21 protein-coding genes and 1 pseudogene are annotated in these 23,978 nt (G+C 62.8%); 13 read left to right on the forward strand and 9 right to left on the reverse strand.

The features are described 5' to 3' along the window. The 6 genes from sdhD to M511_RS02930 all read right to left on the reverse strand — a co-directional run bounded on the left by sdhD (window position 1) and on the right by M511_RS02930 (window position 3,792). Window positions 1-390: a succinate dehydrogenase, hydrophobic membrane anchor protein gene (gene sdhD, locus M511_RS02905; protein WP_085501316.1), complete on the reverse strand. Its 390-nt coding sequence runs from the start codon at window positions 388-390 to the stop codon at window positions 1-3. A 16-nt stretch (window positions 391-406) separates the two neighbouring features. Beyond that, window positions 407-799: a succinate dehydrogenase, cytochrome b556 subunit gene (gene sdhC / locus M511_RS02910; RefSeq protein WP_010393073.1), complete on the reverse strand. Its 393-nt coding sequence runs from the start codon at window positions 797-799 to the stop codon at window positions 407-409. A 302-nt stretch (window positions 800-1,101) separates the two neighbouring features. Beyond that, window positions 1,102-2,136: a MaoC family dehydratase gene (locus M511_RS02915; RefSeq protein WP_085501317.1), complete on the reverse strand. Its 1,035-nt coding sequence runs from the start codon at window positions 2,134-2,136 to the stop codon at window positions 1,102-1,104. Between the two features lie 9 nt (window positions 2,137-2,145). Continuing rightward, entirely contained in the window at window positions 2,146-2,352 is a 207-nt protein-coding gene (locus tag M511_RS02920; RefSeq protein WP_010393075.1) for a DUF1737 domain-containing protein, read from the reverse strand. 15 nt (window positions 2,353-2,367) lie between these two features. Beyond that, window positions 2,368-2,910, reverse strand: a complete 543-nt coding sequence (locus M511_RS02925; protein WP_010393076.1) for an NnrU family protein — start codon at window positions 2,908-2,910, stop codon at window positions 2,368-2,370. Window positions 2,911-2,952: 42 nt separating this feature from the next. Further along, entirely contained in the window at window positions 2,953-3,792 is an 840-nt protein-coding gene (locus tag M511_RS02930) for an HpcH/HpaI aldolase/citrate lyase family protein (protein ID WP_010393077.1), read from the reverse strand. A 180-nt stretch (window positions 3,793-3,972) separates the two neighbouring features. On the opposite strand from M511_RS02930, the gene M511_RS02935 reads away from it, so the two are divergent. The 3 genes from M511_RS02935 to M511_RS02945 all read left to right on the forward strand — a co-directional run bounded on the left by M511_RS02935 (window position 3,973) and on the right by M511_RS02945 (window position 7,563). Beyond that, a complete protein-coding gene (locus M511_RS02935; RefSeq protein ID WP_012112698.1) occupies window positions 3,973-5,328 on the forward strand; it encodes an IS1380-like element ISPme1 family transposase in 1,356 nt (451 codons plus the stop codon). A 410-nt stretch (window positions 5,329-5,738) separates the two neighbouring features. After that, on the forward strand, window positions 5,739-6,764 hold the full coding sequence (locus tag M511_RS02940) for a Dyp-type peroxidase (RefSeq protein WP_085501404.1): 1,026 nt from the start codon (window positions 5,739-5,741) through the stop codon (window positions 6,762-6,764). A gap of 1 nt (window position 6,765) precedes the next feature. After that, a complete protein-coding gene (locus M511_RS02945; RefSeq protein ID WP_085501318.1) occupies window positions 6,766-7,563 on the forward strand; it encodes a family 1 encapsulin nanocompartment shell protein in 798 nt (265 codons plus the stop codon). On the opposite strand, the gene M511_RS02950 is transcribed toward M511_RS02945, so the two are convergent. Together M511_RS02950 and M511_RS02955 are read right to left on the reverse strand one after the other, a co-directional pair. Continuing rightward, window positions 7,560-7,703 (reverse strand): hypothetical protein, encoded by a 144-nt coding sequence (locus M511_RS02950; RefSeq protein ID WP_176224505.1) that lies wholly within the window; start codon window positions 7,701-7,703, stop codon window positions 7,560-7,562. The genes M511_RS02945 and M511_RS02950 overlap by 4 nt on opposite strands. A gap of 19 nt (window positions 7,704-7,722) precedes the next feature. Further along, window positions 7,723-8,427, reverse strand: a pseudogene (locus tag M511_RS02955) (sulfite exporter TauE/SafE family protein); the annotation flags it as partial. Window positions 8,428-8,613: 186 nt separating this feature from the next. Here M511_RS02955 and mdh point away from each other — a divergent pair. After that, entirely contained in the window at window positions 8,614-9,576 is a 963-nt protein-coding gene (gene mdh, locus M511_RS02960; protein ID WP_010393082.1) for a malate dehydrogenase, read from the forward strand. Window positions 9,577-9,657: 81 nt separating this feature from the next. Here the strand turns inward: mdh and M511_RS02965 are convergent, their stop codons facing one another. After that, on the reverse strand, window positions 9,658-12,732 hold the full coding sequence (locus M511_RS02965) for a beta strand repeat-containing protein (protein ID WP_085501319.1): 3,075 nt from the start codon (window positions 12,730-12,732) through the stop codon (window positions 9,658-9,660). A 329-nt stretch (window positions 12,733-13,061) separates the two neighbouring features. Between M511_RS02965 and sucC the strand changes: the two genes are divergently transcribed. From sucC to M511_RS03010, 9 genes are all read left to right on the forward strand, one after another. After that, window positions 13,062-14,255 (forward strand): ADP-forming succinate--CoA ligase subunit beta, encoded by a 1,194-nt coding sequence (gene sucC / locus M511_RS02970; RefSeq protein WP_010393090.1) that lies wholly within the window; start codon window positions 13,062-13,064, stop codon window positions 14,253-14,255. Window positions 14,256-14,259: 4 nt separating this feature from the next. Next, on the forward strand, window positions 14,260-15,144 hold the full coding sequence (gene sucD, locus M511_RS02975) for a succinate--CoA ligase subunit alpha (RefSeq protein WP_085501320.1): 885 nt from the start codon (window positions 14,260-14,262) through the stop codon (window positions 15,142-15,144). Window positions 15,145-15,350: 206 nt separating this feature from the next. Further along, window positions 15,351-16,511, forward strand: a complete 1,161-nt coding sequence (locus M511_RS02980; protein ID WP_085501321.1) for a glycosyltransferase family 2 protein — start codon at window positions 15,351-15,353, stop codon at window positions 16,509-16,511. 21 nt (window positions 16,512-16,532) lie between these two features. Further along, window positions 16,533-19,499, forward strand: a complete 2,967-nt coding sequence (locus tag M511_RS02985; protein WP_010393093.1) for a 2-oxoglutarate dehydrogenase E1 component — start codon at window positions 16,533-16,535, stop codon at window positions 19,497-19,499. Window positions 19,500-19,501: 2 nt separating this feature from the next. Further along, entirely contained in the window at window positions 19,502-21,046 is a 1,545-nt protein-coding gene (gene odhB, locus M511_RS02990) for a 2-oxoglutarate dehydrogenase complex dihydrolipoyllysine-residue succinyltransferase (RefSeq protein WP_085501322.1), read from the forward strand. Window positions 21,047-21,187: 141 nt separating this feature from the next. After that, a complete protein-coding gene (locus M511_RS02995; RefSeq protein ID WP_085501323.1) occupies window positions 21,188-21,445 on the forward strand; it encodes a hypothetical protein in 258 nt (85 codons plus the stop codon). Beyond that, the gene (locus M511_RS03000; RefSeq protein ID WP_085501324.1) at window positions 21,445-21,837 is read left to right on the forward strand and encodes an MAPEG family protein; all 393 of its coding nucleotides are present in this window, start codon (window positions 21,445-21,447) and stop codon (window positions 21,835-21,837) included. The genes M511_RS02995 and M511_RS03000 overlap by 1 nt, the downstream gene beginning before the upstream one ends. A 50-nt stretch (window positions 21,838-21,887) precedes the next feature. Continuing rightward, the gene (gene lpdA / locus M511_RS03005; protein WP_010393099.1) at window positions 21,888-23,282 is read left to right on the forward strand and encodes a dihydrolipoyl dehydrogenase; all 1,395 of its coding nucleotides are present in this window, start codon (window positions 21,888-21,890) and stop codon (window positions 23,280-23,282) included. Window positions 23,283-23,430: 148 nt separating this feature from the next. After that, a complete protein-coding gene (locus M511_RS03010; protein ID WP_029371430.1) occupies window positions 23,431-23,925 on the forward strand; it encodes a lytic transglycosylase domain-containing protein in 495 nt (164 codons plus the stop codon). The last annotated feature ends 53 nt before the right edge of the window (window positions 23,926-23,978 follow it).

The raw sequence follows: 23,978 nt of genomic DNA on the forward strand, positions 1-23,978 counted from the left end.
TCAGACGACGACGATCGCGCCCAGACCCATCCGGGCCAGCGCATAAACGGCGGCAGCGATGACCGCCCAGCCGAAAATGATTGAAATGATGATGGCAGCCTTGCGCGCGCCACCCCGGAAATAGTCGTCGATCATGATCCGGGTGCCTTTGATGAAGTGGATCATGCCCACGACAACAAAGAGCGCGGTGATGACGGCAGGGAAGGGCCGGCCGAAATAGGCCAGAAGCTGATCTTGCGACAGGCCGATGGCGCGGGCCACCACGATCATGAACAGCGGGGTCAGCACGGCCAGCGCCACGGCCGAAACCGTCATGGCCCAGTGGTGCTGGGTGCCCTCGTGCGCCGAGCCAAGACCCTCGGCGGTTTTGCGGGGAGTAAGATAACGCATGATCCCTGCCCTTTCCTCAGAACGCGAAAAAGACGATCAGCGTCAGCACGGCCAGCACGACCGAGCCGGCGATCAGCGCCTGACTGGATTTCTTGGCCTGCTCGATCTCAAGACCGTAGCCGGCGTCGTAGAACAGGTGACGCAACCCGGCGAGCAGGTGATACCACAATGCCCACATCGAGCCGGTCAGGATGATAAAGCCAAGCCAGGACCGCACCACCCAGTCTGCGCAGGCAAAGGCGCCGGGCGAGGTGACGGCGGCGACCAGCCACCAGACGATCAGCACGATCCCCGCGACCAGCGCATGGCCGGTGATGCGGGTCATGATCGAGGTGATTGCGGCGAGGGGCAGGCGATAGACCTGCAAATGTGGTGACAATGGCCGGTTGCCCCGGTTGACGTCAGCCATGATGCGCTCTCCTGCGTTCAGGCCCCGCACGCAACGGCTGGCGGCGAGGGCTGGCCGAAATTGGGTTTGCTTTTAGCCGCCTTGTCGCATCTGTCACGGGTGGATGCCATACATAAGACGGATATCGGACAGATTTTCCGCTTTTGTGATCACGCACATGCCAGCCGTGATCACAGACCCGTCATATTCGCCGGCATGATTGCGGTATCAGTACGGACTCGTTCGATTTCCCCGGATAACCGAGGATTTTGGTCATGCTCAGGCCGGTCCGACAACGATTCGCGCACCGGCCTGCAAGGCGCTCATTTGGGCATCAGCGCCCAGTAATCGAGGTCCAGAAGCACCTGAGGCGCGTATTTTCCATCCGCGCCGCGCAAAGCGTGATCACCAGCCTCGCTCTTATGCGCGACAAGCCGCAATCGGATCGCGCCAACGCCGGGGGCCGGGGTATCGGCCTTGTCCAGAACCTCGGACCAGGCGCGGATCGTGTCCCCCGCGAAACAGGGGTTGGCATGGGCTCCGCCGTTCAGCGCCACGATCATCTGAGCATTGGCCAGCCCGTTGAAGCTGAGCGCGCGCGCCATGCTGATGACATGGCCGCCATAGATCAGCCGCCGCCCGTCATCGCGGAAAGTGGCGTCGAAATGCACCTTGGCGGTGTTCTGCCACAGCCGGGTGGCAAGCATATGCTCGGCCTCTTCGATGGTGACACCATCGACATGGTCGATAATTTCGCCGGTCTGATAGTCGCCCCAGCGATGCGGCTCACCCGCAAGCTCGAAATCATAGTTCTGGAAATCCAGCCCCTCGGGCACGACCAGATCATCAGGCGCGACGGATTTCGCCAGATCGGGCACCACCGCATCTGGCGCTGCGGCCCCGGTATCGCCTTTGCGCACCATGACCCAGCGCACATATTCCAGCACCACCTCGTCATGCTGGTTCAGGCCACGGGTGCGGACCCAGACCACACCAGATTTGCCGTTCGAGTTCTCCTTGAGCCCGATCACCTCGGATTCCGAACGCAACGTGTCGCCCGGCCGCACCGGCCGGAGGAAGCGCCCCTCGGCATAGCCGAGATTCGCCACCGCATTCAGGCTGATATCAGGCACCGTTTTGCCAAAGACGATGTGAAACGTAATCAGATCGTCCAGCGGGCTTGCCCCCAATCCGCAAGCCGCCGCAAACTCATCCGAGGAATATAGTGCATGCCGCGCGGGATAAAGCGCGTGATACAGCGCCCGCTCGCCCGCCGTGACCGTGCGCGGCACGGCATGGCGGATCACCTGCCCGACGCGGTAATCCTCGAAGAAGCGACCCGGATTGGTCTTGCTCATGTTGGCTCCCTATTGCTGGCCCAGCTTCATCTGGGGGTGATACTCGGTCTCGATCTCCTTGGTGACTGCCTGGGCGCAACGCATCACGCCGCGCGAGGCGTCAAAGGCATAGGAGGGATCGCCATACAGCTCCCACCCTTTGGACAGGGCCTCGCTGACCTTGTGGCAAAAGGCCGAGGTGTCATCTTCGGTCAGCAGGCGATAGATTTTCGGCATGTCAGCCCCCAAAGCTCAGTTTCCGAACGGGTTGTAGCCCAGCCAGCTGTGGATCAGCCCCACGACCAGCATGACGACGATGGCGCCCACGACCGCCATGATCTCTTTGCGCGGAGGAAAGGGGCCAGCGGGCGGGATCCAGCCCGGCTCATCCCGGTTGATGACCACGATCTGGACCAGCGCCCAGATGAAAAGCCCGCCAAACAGGACAAAGCTGGGCAGATCGCCGTTCGGCAGCAGATGCGCAAAAGCCCATAGCGCAAAGCCGGTCAATTGCGGGTGACGGATGTGGCGGGTGATGCGCGTCTTCATCCCCGATGCGGCGAAAAGGTAGAATGCCGCCAGCACGAGCAGGTTGTTGATGCCCTTGAGAGGCGCACTTGCCCCCCACCAATAAGGGCCGTCAGCAAGGCGGTAGCCAAGCACCATCAGCACCACCGACAACAGCAGTGCCCCCGCCACCGCGCCACGGCCAAGCCGTTCGCGCAGGGGCGGAGCGAGCCGCTTAAGAAGATGCGCCACCCACCAAAGCGCCACGCCAAGTATCAGGATAAACATCTGGCTTGTTCCTCTGCTGGATGTAATGGCGCTACCCTGCCATCACCCCGCGAGTTCGGCAATCGCAGCCGCCTTGGCCAAAGTGGCGCGGGCGGTCTCGACATGCAGATTCTCGACGATCCGGCCATCGACCACCGCGACGCCCTTGCCCTGCGCCTTGGCCTCTTCAAACGCGTCAATCTGACGGCGCGCCAGCTCTACCTCGGCCTCTGAGGGGGCAAAGACTTCATTGGCAATGGCAAGCTGCGCCGGGTGAATCAGGGTCTTGCCGTCGAAACCCATGTCGCGGCCCTGCGCGCATTCCGCGCGCAGCCCCTCTTCGTCCTTGAAGGCGTTAAAGACGCCATCCACGATCACCCGGCCATGCGCCCGCGCAGCCAGAAGACACAGGCCCAGCCCGGCCATCATGGGCAGGCGGTCGGCGCGGAAACGGCTGTTCAGTTCCTTGGCCAGATCGTTGGTCCCCATGACCATGCCTTGCAGGCGCGGATGGGCGGCGATCCGGGCGGCATTAAGCATGCCCTCGGCCGTCTCCATCATCGCCCACAGCGGGGTTTCGGGGACCAGTGCCGCCACCCGATCCAGATCGGCACTGCGGCTGACCTTGGGCACCAGCACCGCGTCGGCGCCCAAGGCAAAGGCGCGGGCGTCATCCTCGCCCCATTCGGTATCAAGCCCGTTGATGCGTACGATTCGCGCCCGACCGCCGTAATCAGCCTGCAGGGCCTGTGACAGCAGCCCACGCGCACCAACCTTTTCTGCGGGCGCCACTGCGTCCTCAAGGTCAAAGATGATCGCATCGGCGGCCAGCGTCTGGGCCTTTTCCATCGCCCGAACATTGGCGGCGGGAATGTACAGCACGGAACGATAAGGACGGGTCATCTGGGCCTCGCGTAATAATCTTGCGCGAACCTGCCCGGAAAGGAAGCGAATCGCAAGCCTCGATTTGCCGCAGTGCAGCGTCAGATCCCACATTCTCCAAGTAAGTCGCTGATTTCGCTGTCGTAATCGTGATATTTCGCATATAAATCATGGCGTTGACGGCTGCGAGGGGCGCGTTTCATGGATCACCTGGAGGGTGCGGGCTTGGCGCGGGGAGATCGGGTTGATTTCGACCGCCGTGTGCGTCTGGAGTTCCGTGGTGCGCAGATCAGTTCAGACGGTGGCCTGCTGGTGATGCGCGAGCTTGATGACGTGCTCGGCCTGTCCAATCTGGCGTCGGAGGCGCTGCGAGACAGCCGCACCGGGAAGAACACGCTCCATCGGCTTGACGGATTGTTCCGGCAATCGGTGTTCGGACGACTGGCCGGATACGAGGATGTGAACGATGCCGACCGCTTGGCCCTCGATCCCGTGATGCGTCAGGTCGTTGGCGGCAGGGCCGTCGAGGCGCAAGCTGCTTCGGCATCGCAGATGGGACGGTTCGAGACCGAGACGCTGGCTCTGGCCGCGAACCGGGCGGCGCTGGCCGATCTGAACGGCCAATGGATCGACCGGTTTCATGACCGCAACGGGTTGAAATACATCGTGCTGGACATGGACAGCTCGGTCAGCCCCACCCACGGCGATCAGGAAGGTGCTGCCTGGAACGGGCATTTCGACTGCACCTGCTATCACCCCATCTTCTTGTTCAACCAGTTTGGCATGCTGGAGCGCTGCGCCCTGCGTAACGGCAATGTCCACAGCGCCGATGGCTGGCGGGATGTCCTTGATCCCGTCATTGCCCGATATGCTGGCCGCGACCTTGGTGGACGCTTCTTCCGGGCCGACGCTGCCTACGCGATCCCCGCGATCTATATGCGGCTGGAAGAAGCCAGGTTCTTCTACGCCATCCGTCTGCCCGCCAACGCCGTCTTGCGCGAGAAGATCGCGCATCGGCTGACACGGCCCGTGGGACGGCCTTCGCTGACCAAGGTCAAACGGTTCTTCGAGGACTTCGAGTATCAGGCGGCGTCCTGGGACAAGCCGCGCCGCGTCATCGCCAAGATCGAATGGCATCCGGGCGAGCTGTTCCCCAAAGTCGGCTTCATCGTCACCAACCTGCCGATGGAGCCAGACTGGGTGGTGAGGTTCTACAACCAGCGCGGCACCGCAGAGCAGCACATCAAGGAAGGCAAATATGCCTTTCGCTGGACGCGGCTGTCATGCCGGAAGTTCCGGCACAACGAGGTGCGGCTGCAACTGCACGCGCTGGCCTACAACCTGGCAACCTTCCTGCGCTGCATCGAACTGCCCGAGGCCATGGCGGACTGGTCGTTGACCAGCCTGCAACTCAAGCTGATCAAGATCGGCGCCCGCGTCGTCCGCCACGCCCGCGCCATTACCTTCCAGTTGGCCGAGGTCGCCGTCACCGGCCCGATGGTGCGGGCCGTCCTTGCCGCCATCCGCCGTCTTCGAACGCCTCCGTCATGCGCATGACCACGATCCATGCCCAAGCTGAACGAAAGCGGCAGGACAGGTCCGTCTGCCGCGCGGAAAAGCGGCTCTGCCGGGCCAGAATGCTGCGGGTTCGAGGCTTGATCCACCCGACTTCGGCCGTTTGCGCGACGACAGACACCGCTCGGGGCGAAAAACGCTTGCCCAGCGAGCAAAATCAGGCGATCTTGAAGTCAAGCGGCAGGCCACTTGGGGAATGTCGGGTCAATTCAACTGGGCATCGGTGCGGATTTTGGGCTGGCGATGCGGGTCTGTTGTGGCAAGATTGGCCAATGACGGGCGACGGGCGCGACTCGGTGCCGGTCAGGCAATCAATCGCAAGGCGGTGGGCGGACGATGGTTCTTGGTATCCTCGCAGGCAGCAAGTCCTTTGGCGTCAGGCGCTGTGCCGCATGACCGGCGCGGCGATTTCCCAGCCGGTCGAAGGCACACTGACCCGCAGCGCGATCTTCATCACCCTGTCCCTGCACGAGGATGAGCCCGCGCTGCAGGCGTTCCGGGGGCTCTGCGCCGATCTGCCCGCGTTGATCCGGGCGGTGGGGTTTCGCAGCGCCGAGGCCGGGCTGACCTGCATCCTTGGCATCGGCGCGCCCCTGTGGGATCGGCTGGGCCTTGGCGCGCGTCCAGCGGGGCTGCATGTCTTTCAGGCAATCGCGGGCGTCCATCTGGCACCCTCGACGCCCGGCGACATCCTGCTGCACATCCGCGCCGCGCGGCCCGATTTCTGCTTTGAACTGGCCACGCAGATCATGCAGCGCCTCGGCCCCTTCGCCACGGTCGAGGATGAGACGCAGGGCTTCAGGTACCTCGACAATCGCGACTTGCTGGGCTTCGTCGACGGCACCGAAAACCCGGACGGAGCCGAGCGGACCGCCGCCGTCCTGATCGGCCCCGAGGATGCCGCTTTCGCAGGTGGCAGCTATGTGATCGTGCAGAAATATCTGCACGACATGGCAAAATGGCAGGCGATGACCACCGAAAGCCAGGAGCGCGTCATCGGTCGCCAGAAGCTGTCGGACATCGAGCTTTCTGAGGCCGAAAAGCCCAGCTTTGCCCATAATGTGCTGACCAATATCGCGGATGCGCAGGGCAACCAGCTGCAGATCCTGCGCGACAACATGCCCTTCGGCAGCCCGGCCAGGGGGGAATTCGGGACCTATTTCATCGGCTACGCGCGTGAGCCGGGCCGGATCGAGACCATGCTTCGCAATATGTTCGTGGGCCTGCCTGCGGGCAATTACGACCGCATTCTGGACGTCTCGACACCGGTCACGGGCGGGCTGTTCTTCATTCCGACGGCCAATATCCTGGCCATCATCGGCGCAGGCGGGGCGCTTGCCGCGCCGCCCGCACCCCCGCAAGCAACCCGGCAGGCTGATGCTTCGTTGGGCATTGGATCCTTGAAGCAAGGAGACTGAGATGGACAACCTCTATCGCGACCTGGCCCCGATCAGCACGGCCGCCTGGGCGCAGATCGAAGACGAAGCCGGCCGGACCCTGCGCCGCTATTTGGGCGCGCGCCATGTGGTGGACCTGCACGGCCCCGAGGGGTTCGCCCTGTCCGCCGTCGGCACCGGGCATCTGCATCCGGCGGCGGCGCTGGCGGAGGGGGTCGATTGCCACAAGCGCGAGGTCAATCCGCTGGTCGAACTGCGCGTGCCCTTCAAGCTGTCGCGGGCCGCCATCGACGACGTGGCGCGCGGCGCAAATGACAGCGATTGGCAGCCCCTGAAGGACGCCGCCCGCCAGATCGCGCTGGCCGAGGATCGGCTGGTCTTTCTGGGCTATGCGGATGCGGGCATCAGGGGCATCCTGCCGGAAAGCAGCAATGCGCCGGTCGCGCTGCCCGTCGATGTCGCCGATTACCCCGAGGCGGTCGCCGCCGCCGTCGGCGAGTTGCGGCTTGCGGGCGTGAACGGCCCCTATGCGCTGGTGTTGGGCACCGCCGCCTTCACCGCCGCCAATGGCGGGGCCGAGGACGGCTATCCCGTTCTCAAGCACCTCGAAAAACTGGTCGATGTGCCCGTGGTCTGGAGCCAGGCGCTGCAAGGGGGCGCGGTCGTGACCACGCGCGGCGGAGATTTCGACCTGTGGCTGGGGCAGGATGTCGCGATCGGCTATCTGTCGCATGACGCGATCTCGGTCACGCTGTACCTGCAAGAGACGCTGACCTTCCAGATGCAGACCTCGGAAGCCGTGGTCGTGCTGAAAGGCTAGAGGGCGCGCGGCGTGCCGATGGTCTCGGACAGGGTCTGCTGCCAGCCCTGAGAGGGGCCGGGCGCGAAGCGCAGCTTCACGGTGATGTCGTCCAGCGCGGGCAGGCCCCCTTCGATCCGGGTAAAGCCCGCAGATGCCATCCCAGATCAGCCTGGCCGAAACCAGCATCAGCGCCCAGGTGATAAAACTGTAGAAAACGCGCGGCGACATGCGCCGCACCAGCCATAGCCCGATCAGGACACCGATGATTCCCGGCACCATCAGCACGGCGGCGATCGACAGGTTATGCGCCGAAAGCTGTCCAAGCAGCGCATAAGGAATCAGCTTAACCGCGTTGCAGATGGCGAAAAAGATCGTCGTCGTGCCGGCATAGGTCATCGGCGTCATACGCAGCGGTTGGGCATAGACCTGATAGGGTGCGGCCCCGGAATGCGACACAAAGCTGGTATAGCCCGAGACCATGCCCCAAAGGGTACCTGCCCCCCAGCGCGGCGGCCGCGCACTGCCATCGACCGGGCTGCGCAACAGCGCGTTCAGTGCGAATGTCAGGCCGATAAGCCCGACGATCAGGCCGACCTGCGCGTCATTGACGTGATGCGCCGTGGCCCAGCCCAGCCCGATGCCGGTGATCGCCCCCGGCACCAGCGTCCACAACACCCTCGCATCGAAATTGCGGCGAAAGGCAATCAGCCCGCCGATATCCGAGATGACATAGACCGGCAGCAGAATCCCCGCTGCCTGCACCGGCGACATGACCAGCGACAGCAGCGGGACTGAAATCGTACCGACCATCGACAATCCGCCCTTGGCCATTCCGATAGACAAGGCAGCAATGACCGCCAGCACCCAGCCCAAGATTTCCATCGACGCGCTCCGTTGTCGCTTAACGCCGGGTTAATCCAGCGCCGCGCGGTCGGCAATGCGGGGCAAGCATTTCATGTTAGCGATTGACAGCGGACGATTCTGCATTCTGTCCACAGGCAAGGCTTGCGATTCTCATCCCGAGGGACTACGCCACCGCCCGAACCATCATGGAAATCGGAGGTTATCATGGCCCGACCCAAGATCGCACTTATCGGTGCGGGACAGATCGGCGGCACGCTCGCACATCTGGCCGCGATGAAGGAACTGGGCGATGTCGTCCTGTTTGACATCGCCGAGGGCACTCCTCAGGGCAAGGCGCTGGACATCGCGGAATCGGGTCCGTCCGAGGGCTTTGACGCCGTGCTCAAGGGCACCAATGATTACGCCGACATCGCCGGCGCTGATGTCTGCATCGTGACCGCCGGCGTGCCGCGCAAGCCTGGCATGAGCCGCGACGACCTGCTGGGCATCAACCTCAAGGTCATGAAATCGGTGGGCGAAGGCATCAAGCAGCACGCCCCGAACGCCTTTGTCATCTGCATCACCAACCCGCTCGACGCCATGGTCTGGGCGCTGCGCCAGTTTAGCGGCCTGCCCCACGAGAAAGTCGTCGGCATGGCCGGTGTGCTTGATTCGGCGCGCTTCCGCCACTTCCTGTCGCTGGAATTCGGCGTCTCGATGCGCGACGTGACCGCATTCGTGCTGGGTGGCCATGGCGATACCATGGTGCCGCTGGCCCGCTATTCGACCGTCGCCGGTATCCCGCTGCCCGATCTGGTCAAGATGGGCTGGACCACGCAGGAAAAACTGGATGCCATCATCCAGCGCACCCGTGACGGCGGCGCCGAAATCGTCGGCCTGCTGAAGACCGGCTCGGCCTTCTACGCCCCCGCCACCTCGGCCATCGAGATGGCAGAGGCCTATCTGAAGGACCAAAAGCGCGTCCTGCCCTGCGCAGCCTATGTGAAAGATGCCTACGGCCTTGACGGTCTCTATGTCGGCGTGCCGACCGTGATCGGTGCCAAGGGGATCGAACGCGTCATCGACATCACCCTGAACAAAGACGAGCAAGCGATGTTCGACAAGTCGGTTGATGCGGTGAAAGGCCTCGTGACCGCCTGCAAGGGCATCGACCCCACGCTGGCCTGATCAGGCCAATCGCACATAGCGGCCATTCCGGCCGCCGCAAGGAAAAACCCCGCGGACGCGTCCCGCGGGGTTTCTTGTTTATCAGACGAACACGAAGTCCGAAGCGTCCAGCAGACCGCTGTTGATCCCGGTCAGCGTGACCGTGGTGCCGCCAAAGCTGACCACGGTATTGGAACCAGACTGGGTGATGGTCAGGTCATCAAAGCTGTCGTAACGCTCACCATCATAGGTGCCCGCAACGATCCGGATCACGTCAGAGCCATTCTGCCAGTCGCTGATCCGGTCAGCATTGTCACGAACCGAGAAGACAAAGACATCCGCGCCGGAACCGCCGGACAGAACGTCATTGCCGGCCCCGCCCGTCAGCGTGTCGTTGCCGGTACCGCCAAGCAGCCGATCGTTGCCGGTGCCGCCGATCAGCTGGTCGTTGCCAGCACCGCCGCTTACCGTGTCATTGCCTGCACCTGCGTTCAGGACGTTATTCGCCCCGCTGCCGGTCAGGCTGTCACTGTAACGAGAGCCGCGGATGTTCTCGATGCTGTTCAGTACATCGGTACCATAGCCGCCGCCGATGGCCTGCGCGCTGGTCGAACCGAGGTTAACCTTGATGCCGGACGTGGCGCCGTCATACAGCGCGGTATCGATCCCGGTTCCGCCATCCAGCGTATCGTTGCCAGTGCCGCCGTTAAGATAGTCATTGCCCGAGCCGCCAATCAGCCGGTCATTGCCGGCACCGCCGCTGAGCGTATCATTGCCCGCACCGGCGTTCAGGACGTTATTCCCCCCGCTGCCGGTCAGGCTGTCGCTGTAGCGCGAACCGCGGACATTCTCGATGCTGCTCAGCACATCGGTACCATAGCCGCCGCCGATAGCCTGCGCCTTGGTCGAGCCCAGGTTGATGGTAACAGCACTGGTAGCCCCATCGTAAAGCACCGTATCCGTGCCGGTTCCACCTTCCAGAGTATCATTGCCGGTACCACCGTTAAGGTAGTCATTGCCCGAGCCACCGATCAACCGGTCACTGCCAGCACCGCCGCTGAGCGTATCATTGCCCGCACCCGCGTTCAGGACGTTATTCCCCCCGCTGCCGGTCAGGCTGTCGCTGTAGCGCGAACCGCGGACATTCTCGATGCTGCTCAGCACATCGGTCCCGTAGCCACCGCCAATCGCCTGCGCCTTGGTCGAGCCGAGGTTGACTGTGACAGCACTCGTCGCGCCATCATAGAGCACGGTGTCCGAGCCGGTGCTACCATCCAGCGTATCGTTGCCGGTACCGCCGTTAAGGTAGTCATTACCAGCGCCGCCAATCAGCCGGTCATTGCCGGCACCACCGCTGAGCGTGTCATTGCCCGCACCGGCGTTCAGGATGTTATTCCCTCCGCTGCCGGTCAGGCTGTCGTTGTAGCGTGAGCCACGAACATTCTCGATGCCGGTCAGCACGTCTGTGCCCTGACCGCCACCGATCGCCTGCGCACTGGCAGAACCCAAGTTGACCTTCACTCCGCCGGTCGCGCTGTCATAAAGCGCGGTATCCGTGCCGGCACCGCCTTCCAGCGTATCGTTGCCAGTGCCACCCTTAAGGTAGTCATTGCCGTCGCCACCGATCAACCGGTCATTGCCGGCACCACCGCTGAGCGTGTCATTGCCCGCACCGGCATTCAGAACGTTGCTGGCCCCGCTGCCGGTCAGGCTGTCGCTGTAGCGCGAGCCGCGGACATGCTCGATGCTGGTCAGCACGTCGGTGCCCTGACCGCCGCCAATGGCTTGTGCGCTGGTTGAGCCCAGATTGACCCTTACTCCACTTGTGGCCCCATCATAAAGAGCGGTGTCGGAGCCGGTACCGCCATCCAGAGTATCGTTACCAGTGCCGCCGATCAGCACATCATTGCCACTGCCGCCAATCAGCTGGTCGTTGCCGGCCTCGCCCCGCAGCGTATCGTTGCCAGCACCGCCATCGACTGCGTCATTGCCGGAATAGCCGATGAAACTGTCGTTGCCATCGTGCATGTAAAAGCGGTCGTAGCTGCTGGTATAGGTGATGCCGCTGATATTGAACGTATCGTTCGCGCCAGTGCCCTGAATGCTGTAGATCGAGAAATCCAGCGTCTCGGTGCTGATCACATTGGCGCTGGTCAATTGCAGATTCGAGACAGTCACATTGCTGGTCAGACGGATCCGGTCATCGCCGTCTCCGCCATTATAGATATCGTAGCCAATATCCGTGCCGCCGATCTGGAACGTGTCGTTGCCGCTGCCGCCGATCAGATGGTCGTTGCCGCCACCTCCGGTCAGGACGTCATTGCCGGCACCACCGTTGAGCGTATCGTTGCCAGCACCGCCATCGACCGAGTCGTTGCCGACATAGCCGACGAAACTGTCGTTGCCGTCATACAGGTAGAACCAGTCGTAGCTGCTGGTATAGGTGATGCCGCTGATGTTGAACGTATCGTTCGCGCCAGTGCCCTGAATGCTGTAGATCGAGAAATCCAGCGTCTCAGTGCTGATCACATTGGCGCTGGTCAACTGCAGGTTCGAGACAGTCACATTGCTGGTCAGACGGATCCGGTCATCGCCGTCTCCGCCATTATAGATATCGTAGCCAATATCCGTGCCGCCGATCTGGAACGTGTCGTTGCCGCTGCCGCCGATCAGATGGTCGTTGCCGCCACCTCCGGTCAGGACGTCATTGCCGGCACCACCGTTGAGCGTATCGTTGCCAGCACCGCCATCGACCGAGTCGTTGCCGACATAGCCGACGAAACTGTCGTTGCCGTCATACAGGTAGAACCAGTCGTAGCTGCTGGTATAGGTGATGCCGCTGATATTGAACGTATCGTTCGCGCCAGTGCCCTGAATGCTGTAGATCGAGAAATCCAGCGTCTCGGTGCTGATCACATTGGCGCTGGTCAACTGGAGGTTCGAGACGGTCAAATTGCCGTTCAGGCGGATCCGGTCAGCACCGTCGCCGCCGTCAAAAATGTCTGTCCCCGGGCTGGTACCGCCGATCAGGAATGTGTCGTCGCCAGAGCCGCCGCGCAGCGTATCGTTACCACTGCCGCCGGTGATGACATCATTGCCAGCAAGTCCGTTAATCACGTCGGCGTCTGGAGTACCCGTCAGGGTATCCGCACCATCGGTGCCGTTAATGGTCGCCATGGTAATATCTCTCAGTATAGATCATCAAATGACGTCTGACCAAAAACCACCGGCCAAGAGATGTCAAAAGAAATCAATTTTGCCGATTTTGTCTGACTCTCACCCCGAACGCATCCCCGCGCGACCTGGAAGCGAAACGGTGCGCGGCCGCACCACGATGACGCGACGGCAGGGGCTGGCTGCCAGCAGTTTTGTGATCGCAGCCTCAAGAGGTGTGATCACAAAAGGCGGAAAGCAGCTCATTTTATGCAACTCGGCCTGTATAGGGCTTTGGCGCCGACGCGGAATGTGGCACAAGCCCGGCCAACCGACAACTGCGGGGAAGCACGATGAACATCCATGAATACCAGGCCAAGGCGCTGCTGCGCCAGTACGGCGCGCCGGTTTCCGACGGGCGGGTGGTGATGAAGGCCGACGAGGCCAAGGCGGCGGCGGGGGAACTCGACGGCCCGCTCTGGGTCGTGAAGGCGCAGATTCATGCCGGCGGCCGTGGCAAGGGTCACTTCAAGGAAAAAGAGGCCGGTGAAAAGGGCGGCGTCCGTCTGGCGAAATCGGTCGAGGAGGCCGAAGAGCTGACCCGTCAGATGCTGGGCCGCACCCTCGTCACCCATCAGACGGGTGAGGCCGGTAAGCAGGTCAACCGCATCTATATCGAGGACGGCAGCGACATCGAGCGCGAGCTGTATCTCGCGCTTCTGGTTGATCGCGGCAGCTCGCGCATCAGCTTCGTCGCCTCGACCGAAGGCGGCATGGATATCGAAGAGGTCGCGGCCTCGACCCCCGAAAAGATCGTCAGCTTCAGCGTCGATCCGGCGACTGGCCTTTCGGATTTCCACGGCCGCCGCGTGGCCTTTGCCCTTGGCCTCAAGGGTGCGCAGGTCAAGCAATGCGTCCAGCTGGTCAAGAACCTGTATCGCCTGTTCCTTGAAAAGGACATGGAGATGCTGGAGATCAACCCGCTGATCGTGATGAAAGACGGCAATCTCAAGTGCCTCGACGCCAAGATGGGCTTTGACAACAACGCCCTCTACCGCCAGCCCGACGTCCTCGCGCTGCGCGACGAGACCGAAGAGGATCCCAAGGAACTCGCTGCATCCAAGTTCGACCTGAACTACATCGCGCTGGATGGCGAAATCGGCTGCATGGTGAATGGCGCCGGTCTGGCCATGGCCACCATGGACATCATCAAGCTGTTCGGCGCCGAGCCCGCGAACTTCCTCGACGTTGGTGGCGGCGCCACCAAAGAGAAAGTGACCGAGGCATTCAAGATCATCACCTCGGACCCGAACGTCAAAGGCATTCTGGTCAACATCTTTGGCGGCATCATGCGTTGCGACATCATCGCCGAAGGCATCATCGCCGCGGTGAAGGAAGTCGGGCTGCAAGTGCCTCTGGTCGTGCGGCTTGAAGGCACCAACGTCGAGCTGGGCAAGCAAATCATCCGCGACTCGGGCCTGAATGTGATCCCGGCCGACGACCTGTCGGATGCGGCTCAGAAGATCGTGAAAGCGGTGAAAGGATAAGAAGATGGCCGTTCTCGTCAACAAAGCCACCAAAGTCATCTGCCAGGGGATCACCGGTTCTCAGGGCACCTTCCACACCGAACAGGCGATCGCCTATGGCACGCAGATGGTCGGCGGCGTGACCCCGGGCAAGGGCGGCACCGAGCATCTGGGCCTGCCGGTCTTTGACTCGGTCCACGAAGCCGTGGCCAAAACCGGCGCCGATGCCACGGTGATTTATGTCCCGCCGCCCTTCGCGGCCGACTCGATCCTTGAAGCGATCGACGCCGAAATCCCGCTGATCGTCTGCATCACCGAGGGTATCCCGGTCCTCGACATGATGAAGGTCAAGCGCGCGCTGAGCGACAGCAAATCGCGCCTGATCGGCCCGAACTGCCCCGGCATCCTGACCCCCGGCGAATGCAAGATCGGCATTATGCCCGGCTCGATCTTCTCGCGCGGTTCGGTCGGCGTCGTGTCGCGCTCGGGCACGCTGACCTATGAGGCGGTCAAGCAGACCTCGGATGTCGGCCTTGGCCAGTCCACCGCTGTCGGCATCGGCGGCGACCCGATCAAGGGCCTGGACCATATCGACGTGCTGCAGATGTTCCTCGACGACCCTGAGACCGAGTCGATCATCATGATCGGTGAGATCGGTGGTTCGGCCGAAGAAGAGGCCGCCGAGTTCCTGGCCGAGCAAAAGCGCAAAGGCAAATGGAAGCCGACCGCTGGCTTTATTGCTGGCCGCACCGCTCCGAAGGGCCGCCGCATGGGTCATGCCGGCGCCATCGTCTCGGGCGGCAAGGGTGACGCGGAATCGAAGATCGAGGCCATGAAATCGGCCGGGATCATCGTTGCTGACAGCCCCGCCGGTCTGGGCGACGCCGTTCTGAAAGCGATCGGCCGCTGACCTGACCGCAAGGGCTTTTGACTTGGGCGTGGCCCCTGCCTACCTTTACTGGGGGCCGCGCCAGATCTTTTAACAGGTGCCAGATTGGACCGCCGTCGTTGCCAGATCGTCGCCAGAACCGCCGAAGCATCCCGCCTCGGTTACGGTCCCGCCGCCCTGCGCGTCGCCTGGCCCGGCACCTGCACCTTTGCCTGGGGTAAGACGCCATGACCGTCGAACCCCTTCAGGACCGTGCGCCCCTGCCCTCCCGCGCCAATGATTGGGCGCTTTGTGTTTCGACCTATAATCGCGGCAGCATCCTGTGCGATTGCGTCCGCGCGGCGCTGGCTTCGGATGAGCGCCCAGCCGAAATTATCATCGTCGATGCCAGTGCGGACTGGGCACAGAACCGCGACAATGTCGCGGCAGTGATCGCTGAAATGGGCGGCTGTCCGCTAAGCTATGAGCCCGCACAGCGCAAATCGCTGACCGTCCAGCGCAATCAGGCCGTTGCTCTGGCGCGGGCCGACATCCTGTTCATGATCGACGACGACGCGCTTTTGCACCCTGCCTGCGCAAGCCGGATCATGGCCCATTACCGCGCCGACACCCGGGGGCGGATCGCCGCCATTTCGGCCTGCAACACTTCCTGGGCGCATCAAGCAGCCAAGGCGGGCGAGCTTAAGCAGACCGGCCGCGTAAACCGGATGCTTTCCAGCCAAAGCGGACTGGCACGGCATGTGATCGACTTTGCCCTGCGCCATCTTCTGATGATCCCCGCAGACCAGCGCTTCCTGCCCTATGACCCGCCCGAGCGGCGCTGGCAGGGCGATACCAGCCTGCCACAAGGGCTGGTCCGGCTGGATTTCATCGTCGGCTTTGCCCTGACCCTGCGCCGGGCCGTAGCACTGCGCGAACCTTTTGACGAAGGGCTTGTCGGCAGTGCCATCGCCGAGGATCTGGATGCAAGCTATCGCCTTGGCCGCCACGGCATCCTTGCCATGGCCCCGGACGCGCCGATCCACCATCTTGAGGCTGCGGCAGGTCGGGACCGGCGGCGGGTGAATGCCGCGCTCGCCCTGCTCAACATCGCTTATTTCGTCCGCCGCAATTCGGCCCAGCCCGGGCGCGATCTGGCCCGCTATGCACTGTGGTATCTGCGCATGACGCTGGCCGAGCTGCCAAAAGACCTCGCCGGAGGTCGCTGGAACCTGCCACAGACGCGCGGGGCCCTTTTGGCCGGACGTAACCTGCCCGCCCTGTGGCGCCAGCCGCGTGAAAGGCTGCAGGCATGGTATCAGGATCTTCAGACACGGCTGATGACCGGGACTTTGCCCGGCCATGGCCAGAACAATGCGACCGCCCCCGACCCGGGCGTGAACGGATAAGGATTTCCCGGAGGCAAGCCAATGAACGATCAATCTCCCAATTCGGCCTTCCACGATTCAAGCTTCCTGCAAGGTCACAACGCGACCTATGTCGAGCAGCTTTATGGCCAGTGGGCCAAGAACCCCGAGGCGGTGGATCAGGCGTGGGACGCCTTCTTCCGCAGCCTTGGCGATGACGAGGCGACCGTCACGCGCGAGGCCAGGGGCGCAAGCTGGCAGCGTCCGGACTGGCCGCCGGTTCCGGCCGACGACACCACCGCCGCGCTGACCGGCGAATGGCCCATGCTGCCCAAGGCCGAGGCCAAGGCGGCGCTGGACAAGATCGCGACCAAGGCCGCCGAAAAGGGTGTCAGCCTGTCGGACGAGCAGCTTAAGCGTGCGGTTCTGGACAGCATTCGCGCGATCATGCTGATCCGCGCCTTCCGCATCCGGGGCCATCTGCACGCCGATCTGGATCCGCTTGGCATGCGCGAGATCCCCGATCACGGCGAGCTTGATCCCAAGACTTACGGGTTCACCGACGCCGATCTGGACAGGCCCATCTTTATCGACAACGTGCTGGGACTGCAGATCGCCACGATCCGTCAGATCGTTGACCTGATGAAGCGCACCTATTGCGGTACCTTCGCGCTGCAATACATGCATATCTCGGACCCCGAGCAGGCGGCATGGCTGAAAGAGCGTATCGAGGGTTATGGCAAAGAGATCGCCTTTACCCGCGAAGGCCGCCGCGCCATCCTCAACAAACTGGTCGAGGCCGAGGGCTTTGAAAAGTTCCTGCATGTCAAATACATGGGGACCAAGCGTTTCGGCCTTGACGGTGGCGAGGCGCTGATCCCGGCGATGGAGCAGATCATCAAGCGCGGAGGGGCGCTTGGCGTCAAGGACATCGTCATCGGCATGCCCCACCGCGGCCGCCTGTCGGTTCTGGCCAATGTGATGGGCAAACCCTATCGCGCCATCTTCCACGAATTCCAGGGCGGCAGCTACAAGCCCGATGACGTGGACGGCTCGGGCGACGTGAAATACCACCTCGGCGCCTCGTCGGACCGGACCTTCGACAGCAATACCGTGCACCTGTCGCTGACCGCCAACCCCTCGCACCTTGAGGCGGTGAACCCGGTCGTGCTGGGCAAGGCCCGCGCCAAGCAGGACCAACTGTCGGACCAGACCTATCGCACCGCCGTCCTGCCGATCCTGCTGCATGGCGACGCGGCATTTGCCGGACAGGGCATCGTGGCCGAATGCTTCCAGCTTTCGGGTATTCGCGGCCACCGCACTGGCGGCACCATCCATATCGTGGTGAACAACCAGATCGGCTTTACCACGGCGCCCCATTTCAGCCGTACCTCGCCCTATTGCACCGACATCGCATTGATGGTCGAGGCGCCGATCTTCCACGTGAACGGCGACGACCCCGAAGCGGTTGTTCATGCCGCCAAGGTCGCGACCGAGTTCCGTCAGAAATTCCACAAGGACGTGGTCATCGACATCTTCTGCTATCGCCGCTTCGGTCACAACGAAGGCGATGAGCCGATGTTCACCAACCCGGTGATGTACAAGAAGATCAAGGGCCACAAGACGACTCTGCAGCTTTACACCGAGCGTCTGGTCGCTGACGGTCTGGTCCCCGAGGGCGAGATCGAAGAGATGAAGGCCGCCTTCCAGTCCCATCTGAACGAAGAGTTCGAGATCGGTAAGAACTACAAGCCGAACAAGGCCGACTGGCTGGACGGCAAGTGGTCGGGGATCGAGGCCGAACATGCCGAAGACAACCTTGGCCAGACCGGTATCGCCCCCGAAACCATGGCCGAGATCGGCGCAGCCCTGACCCGCGTGCCGGAAGGGTTTGATCTGCACAAGACCGTGGGTCGCCTGCTGGAAGCCAAGAAACAGATGTTCGAGACCGGCACCGGTTTCGACTGGGCGACGGGCGAGGCCCTGGCCTTTGGCTCGCTGCTGACCGAGGGGCATCCGGTGCGTCTGGCAGGTCAGGACTCGACCCGCGGCACCTTCTCGCAGCGCCATTCGGCCTTTATCAACCAGACCACCGAGGAACGCTATTACCCGCTGAACCACATCCGCGGCGGGCAGGCGCGTTACGAGGTGATCGACTCGATGCTGTCGGAATACGCGGTGCTTGGCTTTGAATACGGCTATTCGCTGGCCGAGCCGAACAGCCTTGTCATGTGGGAAGCGCAGTTCGGCGACTTTGCCAACGGCGCGCAGATCATGTTCGACCAGTTCATCACCTCGGGTGAAAAGAAATGGCTGCGCATGTCAGGCCTCGTGATGCTGATGCCGCATGGCTACGAAGGTCAGGGCCCCGAGCACAGCTCGGCCCGGCTTGAGCGCTGGTTGCAGCTTTGCGCCGAGGACAACTGGATCGTCGCGAACTGCACCACACCGGCCAACTACTTCCACATCCTGCGCCGGCAGCTGAAGCGGCCCTTCCGCAAGCCGCTGGTGCTGATGACGCCGAAATCGCTGCTGCGTCACCCGCTGGCGGTCTCGTCGGCCGATGAGTTCATGACCGGCTCGACCTTCAACCGGGTGCTGCTGGACGACGCCGATCGCGGCAAGTCGGAATTCAAGCTTGCAGCCGATGACAAGATCCGCCGCGTGGTGATCTGTTCGGGCAAGGTCTATTACGATCTGGCTCAGGCGCGCGACGCCGCTGGTGCGGACGATGTCTATATCCTGCGGCTTGAGCAGTTCTATCCGTTCCCGGCCCAGACCATGTCCAAAGAGCTTGAGCGCTTTAAAAACGCCGAGATCGTCTGGTGTCAGGAAGAACCCAAGAACCAGGGTGGCTGGAGCTTTGTCGAACCCAATATCGAATGGGTTCTGTCGCGCATCGGCGCCAGGCACGCACGCGCGCGCTATGTCGGCCGTAACGCGGCCGCTTCTCCGGCAACCGGTCTGGCCTCGCGCCACAAGGCCGAGCAAGAGGCGCTGGTTCAAGAAGCCATCACCGTCGGGGCCTGATAATGGCAGTGGAACTACGCGTCCCCACCCTAGGGGAATCGGTATCCGAGGCGACCGTGGCCACCTGGTTCAAGAAACCGGGTGACCGCGTCGCGGTGGATGAAATGCTGTGTGAGCTGGAAACGGACAAGGTGACGGTCGAGGTTCCCTCGCCCGTGGCAGGCAAGCTGGCCGAGATCGTCGCGCCCGAAGGCGCGGTAGTCGCACCCAACGCCCTGCTCGCGCAGATCATGGAAGAGGGCGATGCGGGCCCCGAAGAAATGTTGCCCAAGGCTGATGCGGGCACCAAGGCTCAGGAAGGACAAAAGAAGATGAGCGGAAAATCCGTCGATGTGATGGTGCCCACCCTGGGCGAAAGCGTGACAGAAGCCACGGTTGCGACCTGGTTCAAAAAGGTCGGCGATGCCGTCGCGCAGGATGAGATGCTGTGCGAGCTCGAAACCGACAAGGTCTCGGTCGAGGTCCCGGCCCCCGCCGCTGGCGTTCTGGCTGAAATCCTTGCCCCCGAAGGGGCGACGGTTGATGCCAGCGCCCGTCTGGCGATCATCACCGAAGGTGCCGCCGGTGCCGCGACCGAAGCCAGCGCCCCTGCTGCTGCAGCCGCTGCAGCTCCGGCCCCCAGCGCCCCCAGCGCTGAGGCCCCGGCCGCCCGCAAGGATGTCGAGGACGCACCGTCGGCCAAAAAAGCCATGGCCGAAGCCGGTATCAACCGCGACGCCGTGACCGGCACCGGCCGCGATGGCCGCGTGATGAAAGAGGATGTGGCGCGCGCCGCTGCCGCGCCTGTTGCCTCGGCCGCTCCTGCCCCTGCGGCAGCTCCGCGTGCGCCCAGCTCGGCCGAGGACGCCGCCCGCGAAGAGCGCGTCAAGATGACCCGCCTGCGCGCCACCATCGCCCGTCGTCTGAAAGACGCACAGAACACCGCCGCGATGCTGACCACCTATAACGAGGTGGACATGAAAGGCATCATGGACCTGCGCAGCACCTACAAGGACCAGTTCGAGAAAAAGCACAAAGTCAAGCTGGGCTTCATGTCCTTCTTTGTGAAGGCCTGCTGCCACGCGCTGAAAGAAGTGCCCGAGGTCAACGCCGAAATCGACGGCGGCGACATCGTCTACAAGAACTTTGTCCATATGGGTGTTGCCGTCGGCACGCCGTCCGGCCTGGTTGTGCCGGTGGTACGTGACGCCGATCACAAGAGCTTTGCCCAGATCGAGAAGGAAATCGCCGAGCTTGGCACCCGCGCCCGCGACGGCAAGCTGACCATGGCCGAGATGCAGGGCGGCACCTTCACCATCTCGAACGGTGGCGTCTATGGCTCGCTCATGTCCTCGCCGATCCTGAACCCGCCGCAGTCGGGTATCCTCGGCATGCACAAGATCCAGGATCGCCCGGTGGTGGTCGATGGTCAGATCGTTATCCGTCCGATGATGTATCTGGCGCTGAGCTATGACCACCGCATCGTGGACGGCAAGGGCGCCGTGACCTTCCTCGTGCGCGTAAAAGAGGCGCTCGAAGATCCGCGCCGCCTGCTGATGGATCTCTGATCTCTGACGGGTCGGGGGCGGCGCGACTGCCCCCGGCCCGATCACCGCGCAACTCTTTCCGGCCTGTCCCGTTGACCTGTTGCAAGGCGCCGCGCCCCGGAAACCCGCAGGGCAGATGCGCCAAAAACAGAGGAGAGTCCCATGGCCCAGATGATCGCCCATTACCGCGTTGCCGATTACGCCCGTTTCCGCACCGCCTTTGACGCGGATGCCGAAGATCGGGGCGGTAACGGCCTGTCGCTGCTGCAGCTGTGGCGGGAAAACGATCAAAGCGCATGGGCGCTGTTTCAGGTCGGCGACGCCGGGAAAGCCAAAGCGTATCTTGAAGGGGCGGCCGGCGTCTTTAACAGCCAGGCCGGCGTTTCGGCCACCGAATTCCACTTTGTCGAGACCGCGTGATGGCAGCCGAAACCACCGCCCTTGCCCTCGCCGCGCTGCTGCAAGCTGTGCAGATCGGTCTGGCCGCAGCCTCGATGAACCGCGACGTGGGCGTGTCATGGAACGCCAGCCCGCGCGACACACAACCCGAATTCTCGGCCCTGACCGGACGGTTGCGCCGCGCGGTGAACAATCATTTCGAAGGGCTGATCCTGTTTACCATCGCCGTGGTGGTGGTGGTCCTGTCGGATGCCAGCTCACCCCTGACCGTGCTTTGCTCGTGGACCTATCTGCTGGCGCGGCTGCTTTACATTCCCGCCTATGCCTTTGGCTGGTCGCCGTGGCGATCGGTCATCTGGGCGGCTGGGTTCATCGCCACCCTGGTGATGATCGTAATCACCTTATTTACCTGAACCGAACAAGCGGCGCCGCACGCGGCCCGTGAACTGCAAGGAGAGCCCGAATGCCCACCTATGATCTGATCGTGATCGGCGCCGGTCCCGGCGGCTATGTCTGCGCGATCCGCGCCGCCCAGCTGGGGCTGAAGGTCGCCTGCGTCGAGGGGCGCGAAACCCTGGGCGGGACCTGCCTGAACGTGGGCTGCATTCCCTCAAAGGCGCTTCTCCATGCCAGCCACCTGCTGCATGAAACCCATGAGAATTTTGAGAAAATGGGCCTGATGGGTGCCAAGCCCAAGGTCGATTGGGAAAAGATGCAGGGCTATAAGGCCGAGACGGTCGGCGGGAACACCAAGGGCATCGAGTTCCTGTTCAAAAAGAACAAGATCGACTGGCTCAAGGGTTGGGCCAGCATCGAGGCCCCCGGCAAGGTCAAGGTCGGCGACACCGTTCACGAAACCAAGAACATCGTTATCGCCTCGGGCTCGGAACCGGCGAGCCTGAAAGGGGTCGAGGTCGATAACGCGGCTGGCATCGTCGTCGATTCCACCGGCGCGCTGTCCCTGCCCAAGATCCCGAAATCAATGGTGGTGATCGGTGCCGGCGTGATCGGCCTTGAGCTTGGTTCGGTCTATGCCCGTCTGGGCGCCGAGGTGACTGTTGTCGAATATCTCGACGCTATCACCCCCGGTATGGATGGCGAGGTGCAAAAGCAGTTCCAGCGCATCCTGGCCAAGCAGGGTCTGAAATTCGTTCTTGGCGCCGCCGTACAAGAGGTCGAGGTCGAAAAGGGCAAGGCCGAGGTCAAATACAAGCTGCGCAAGGACGACAGCGAGCATGAGATCAAGGCCGAATGCGTGCTGGTCGCCACCGGCCGCCGCCCCTATGTCACCGGCCTTGGCCTCGACAAGGTCGGGGTCGCGCTGACCGATCGCGGCTTTGTTCAGATCGACAAGCATTGGCAGACCAGCGTGCCGGGCATTTATGCCATCGGCGACGCGGTGCCCGGTCCGATGCTGGCCCACAAAGCCGAGGACGAAGGCATGGCAGTTGCCGAGGTCATCGCCGGCAAACATGGCCATGTGAATTACGACGTCATCCCCGGCGTGATCTATACCACGCCTGAGGTCGCCTCGGTCGGCCTGACCGAAGAGGCCGCCAAGGCCAACGGCCGCAAGATCAAGGTCGGCAAGTTTCCCTTTATGGGCAACGCACGCGCCAAGGCGCTGTTCCAGGCCGAAGGCTTCGTCAAGATGATCGCCGATGCCGACACCGACCGGGTGCTTGGCTGCCATATCATCGGCCCGAACGCTGGCGAGATGATTCACGAGGTCTGCGTTGCGATGGAATTCGGTGCCTCTGCTCAGGACATCGCGCTGACCTGTCACGCCCACCCGACCTGCTCGGAGGCGGTGCGTGAGGCGGCTCTGGCCTGCGGTGACGGTGCTATTCACGCCTGATCGGCGAAACTTCACCTAAACCCGCCGCAGCGTGTGGCGGGTTTCCGCCGATAGACCGCCCGCACCCCGGGCGGTCCATTCTTTTGATTACCATCCCGGACCCGGACCCGGCTAATCCCTTGGACAATCACCAAGACAAGGGGCAGTCATGAAATCCATGATCGGACTGTTGGTGCTGGGCAGCGTTCTGGCTCTCGGCGCCTGCGGCGACAACCGGGTGGATCCCGACCGCCGGTATCTGGTCGAACCGCGCGCCTCGGCCGCCGAGGTTGCGAACCTGCATCCCAACGAGACACCCGAGCTGCGTCGGCTGATCAACAAATACGCTGCGGAATACGACGTGCCGGTTGATCTGGTGCATCGCGTCATCATCCGCGAATCGCGCCACCGGCCCGGCGCCCGCAACGGTCCCTATTATGGGCTGATGCAAATCCTGCCCGCCACCGCGCGGGGCATGGGGTATCGCGGCTCTGCCGCTGGCCTGCTTGATGCCGAAACGAACCTGAAATACGGCGTCAAATATCTGCGCGGGGCCTATCTGGTCTCGGGCGGGAACAAGGATGCCGCGGTGAAATGGTATGCCCGCGGGTATTACTACGAAGCCAAGCGCAAGGGCCTGTTGAAAGAAACCGGCCTGCGCTAAGGCGAGGGACAGCAGATCTGGAAAGGGCGGTCTTACGGGACCGCCCTTTTCGT

The organism is Paracoccus sp. J56 (assembly GCF_019633685.1).
Classification (GTDB): Bacteria; Pseudomonadota; Alphaproteobacteria; order Rhodobacterales; family Rhodobacteraceae; genus Paracoccus; species Paracoccus kondratievae.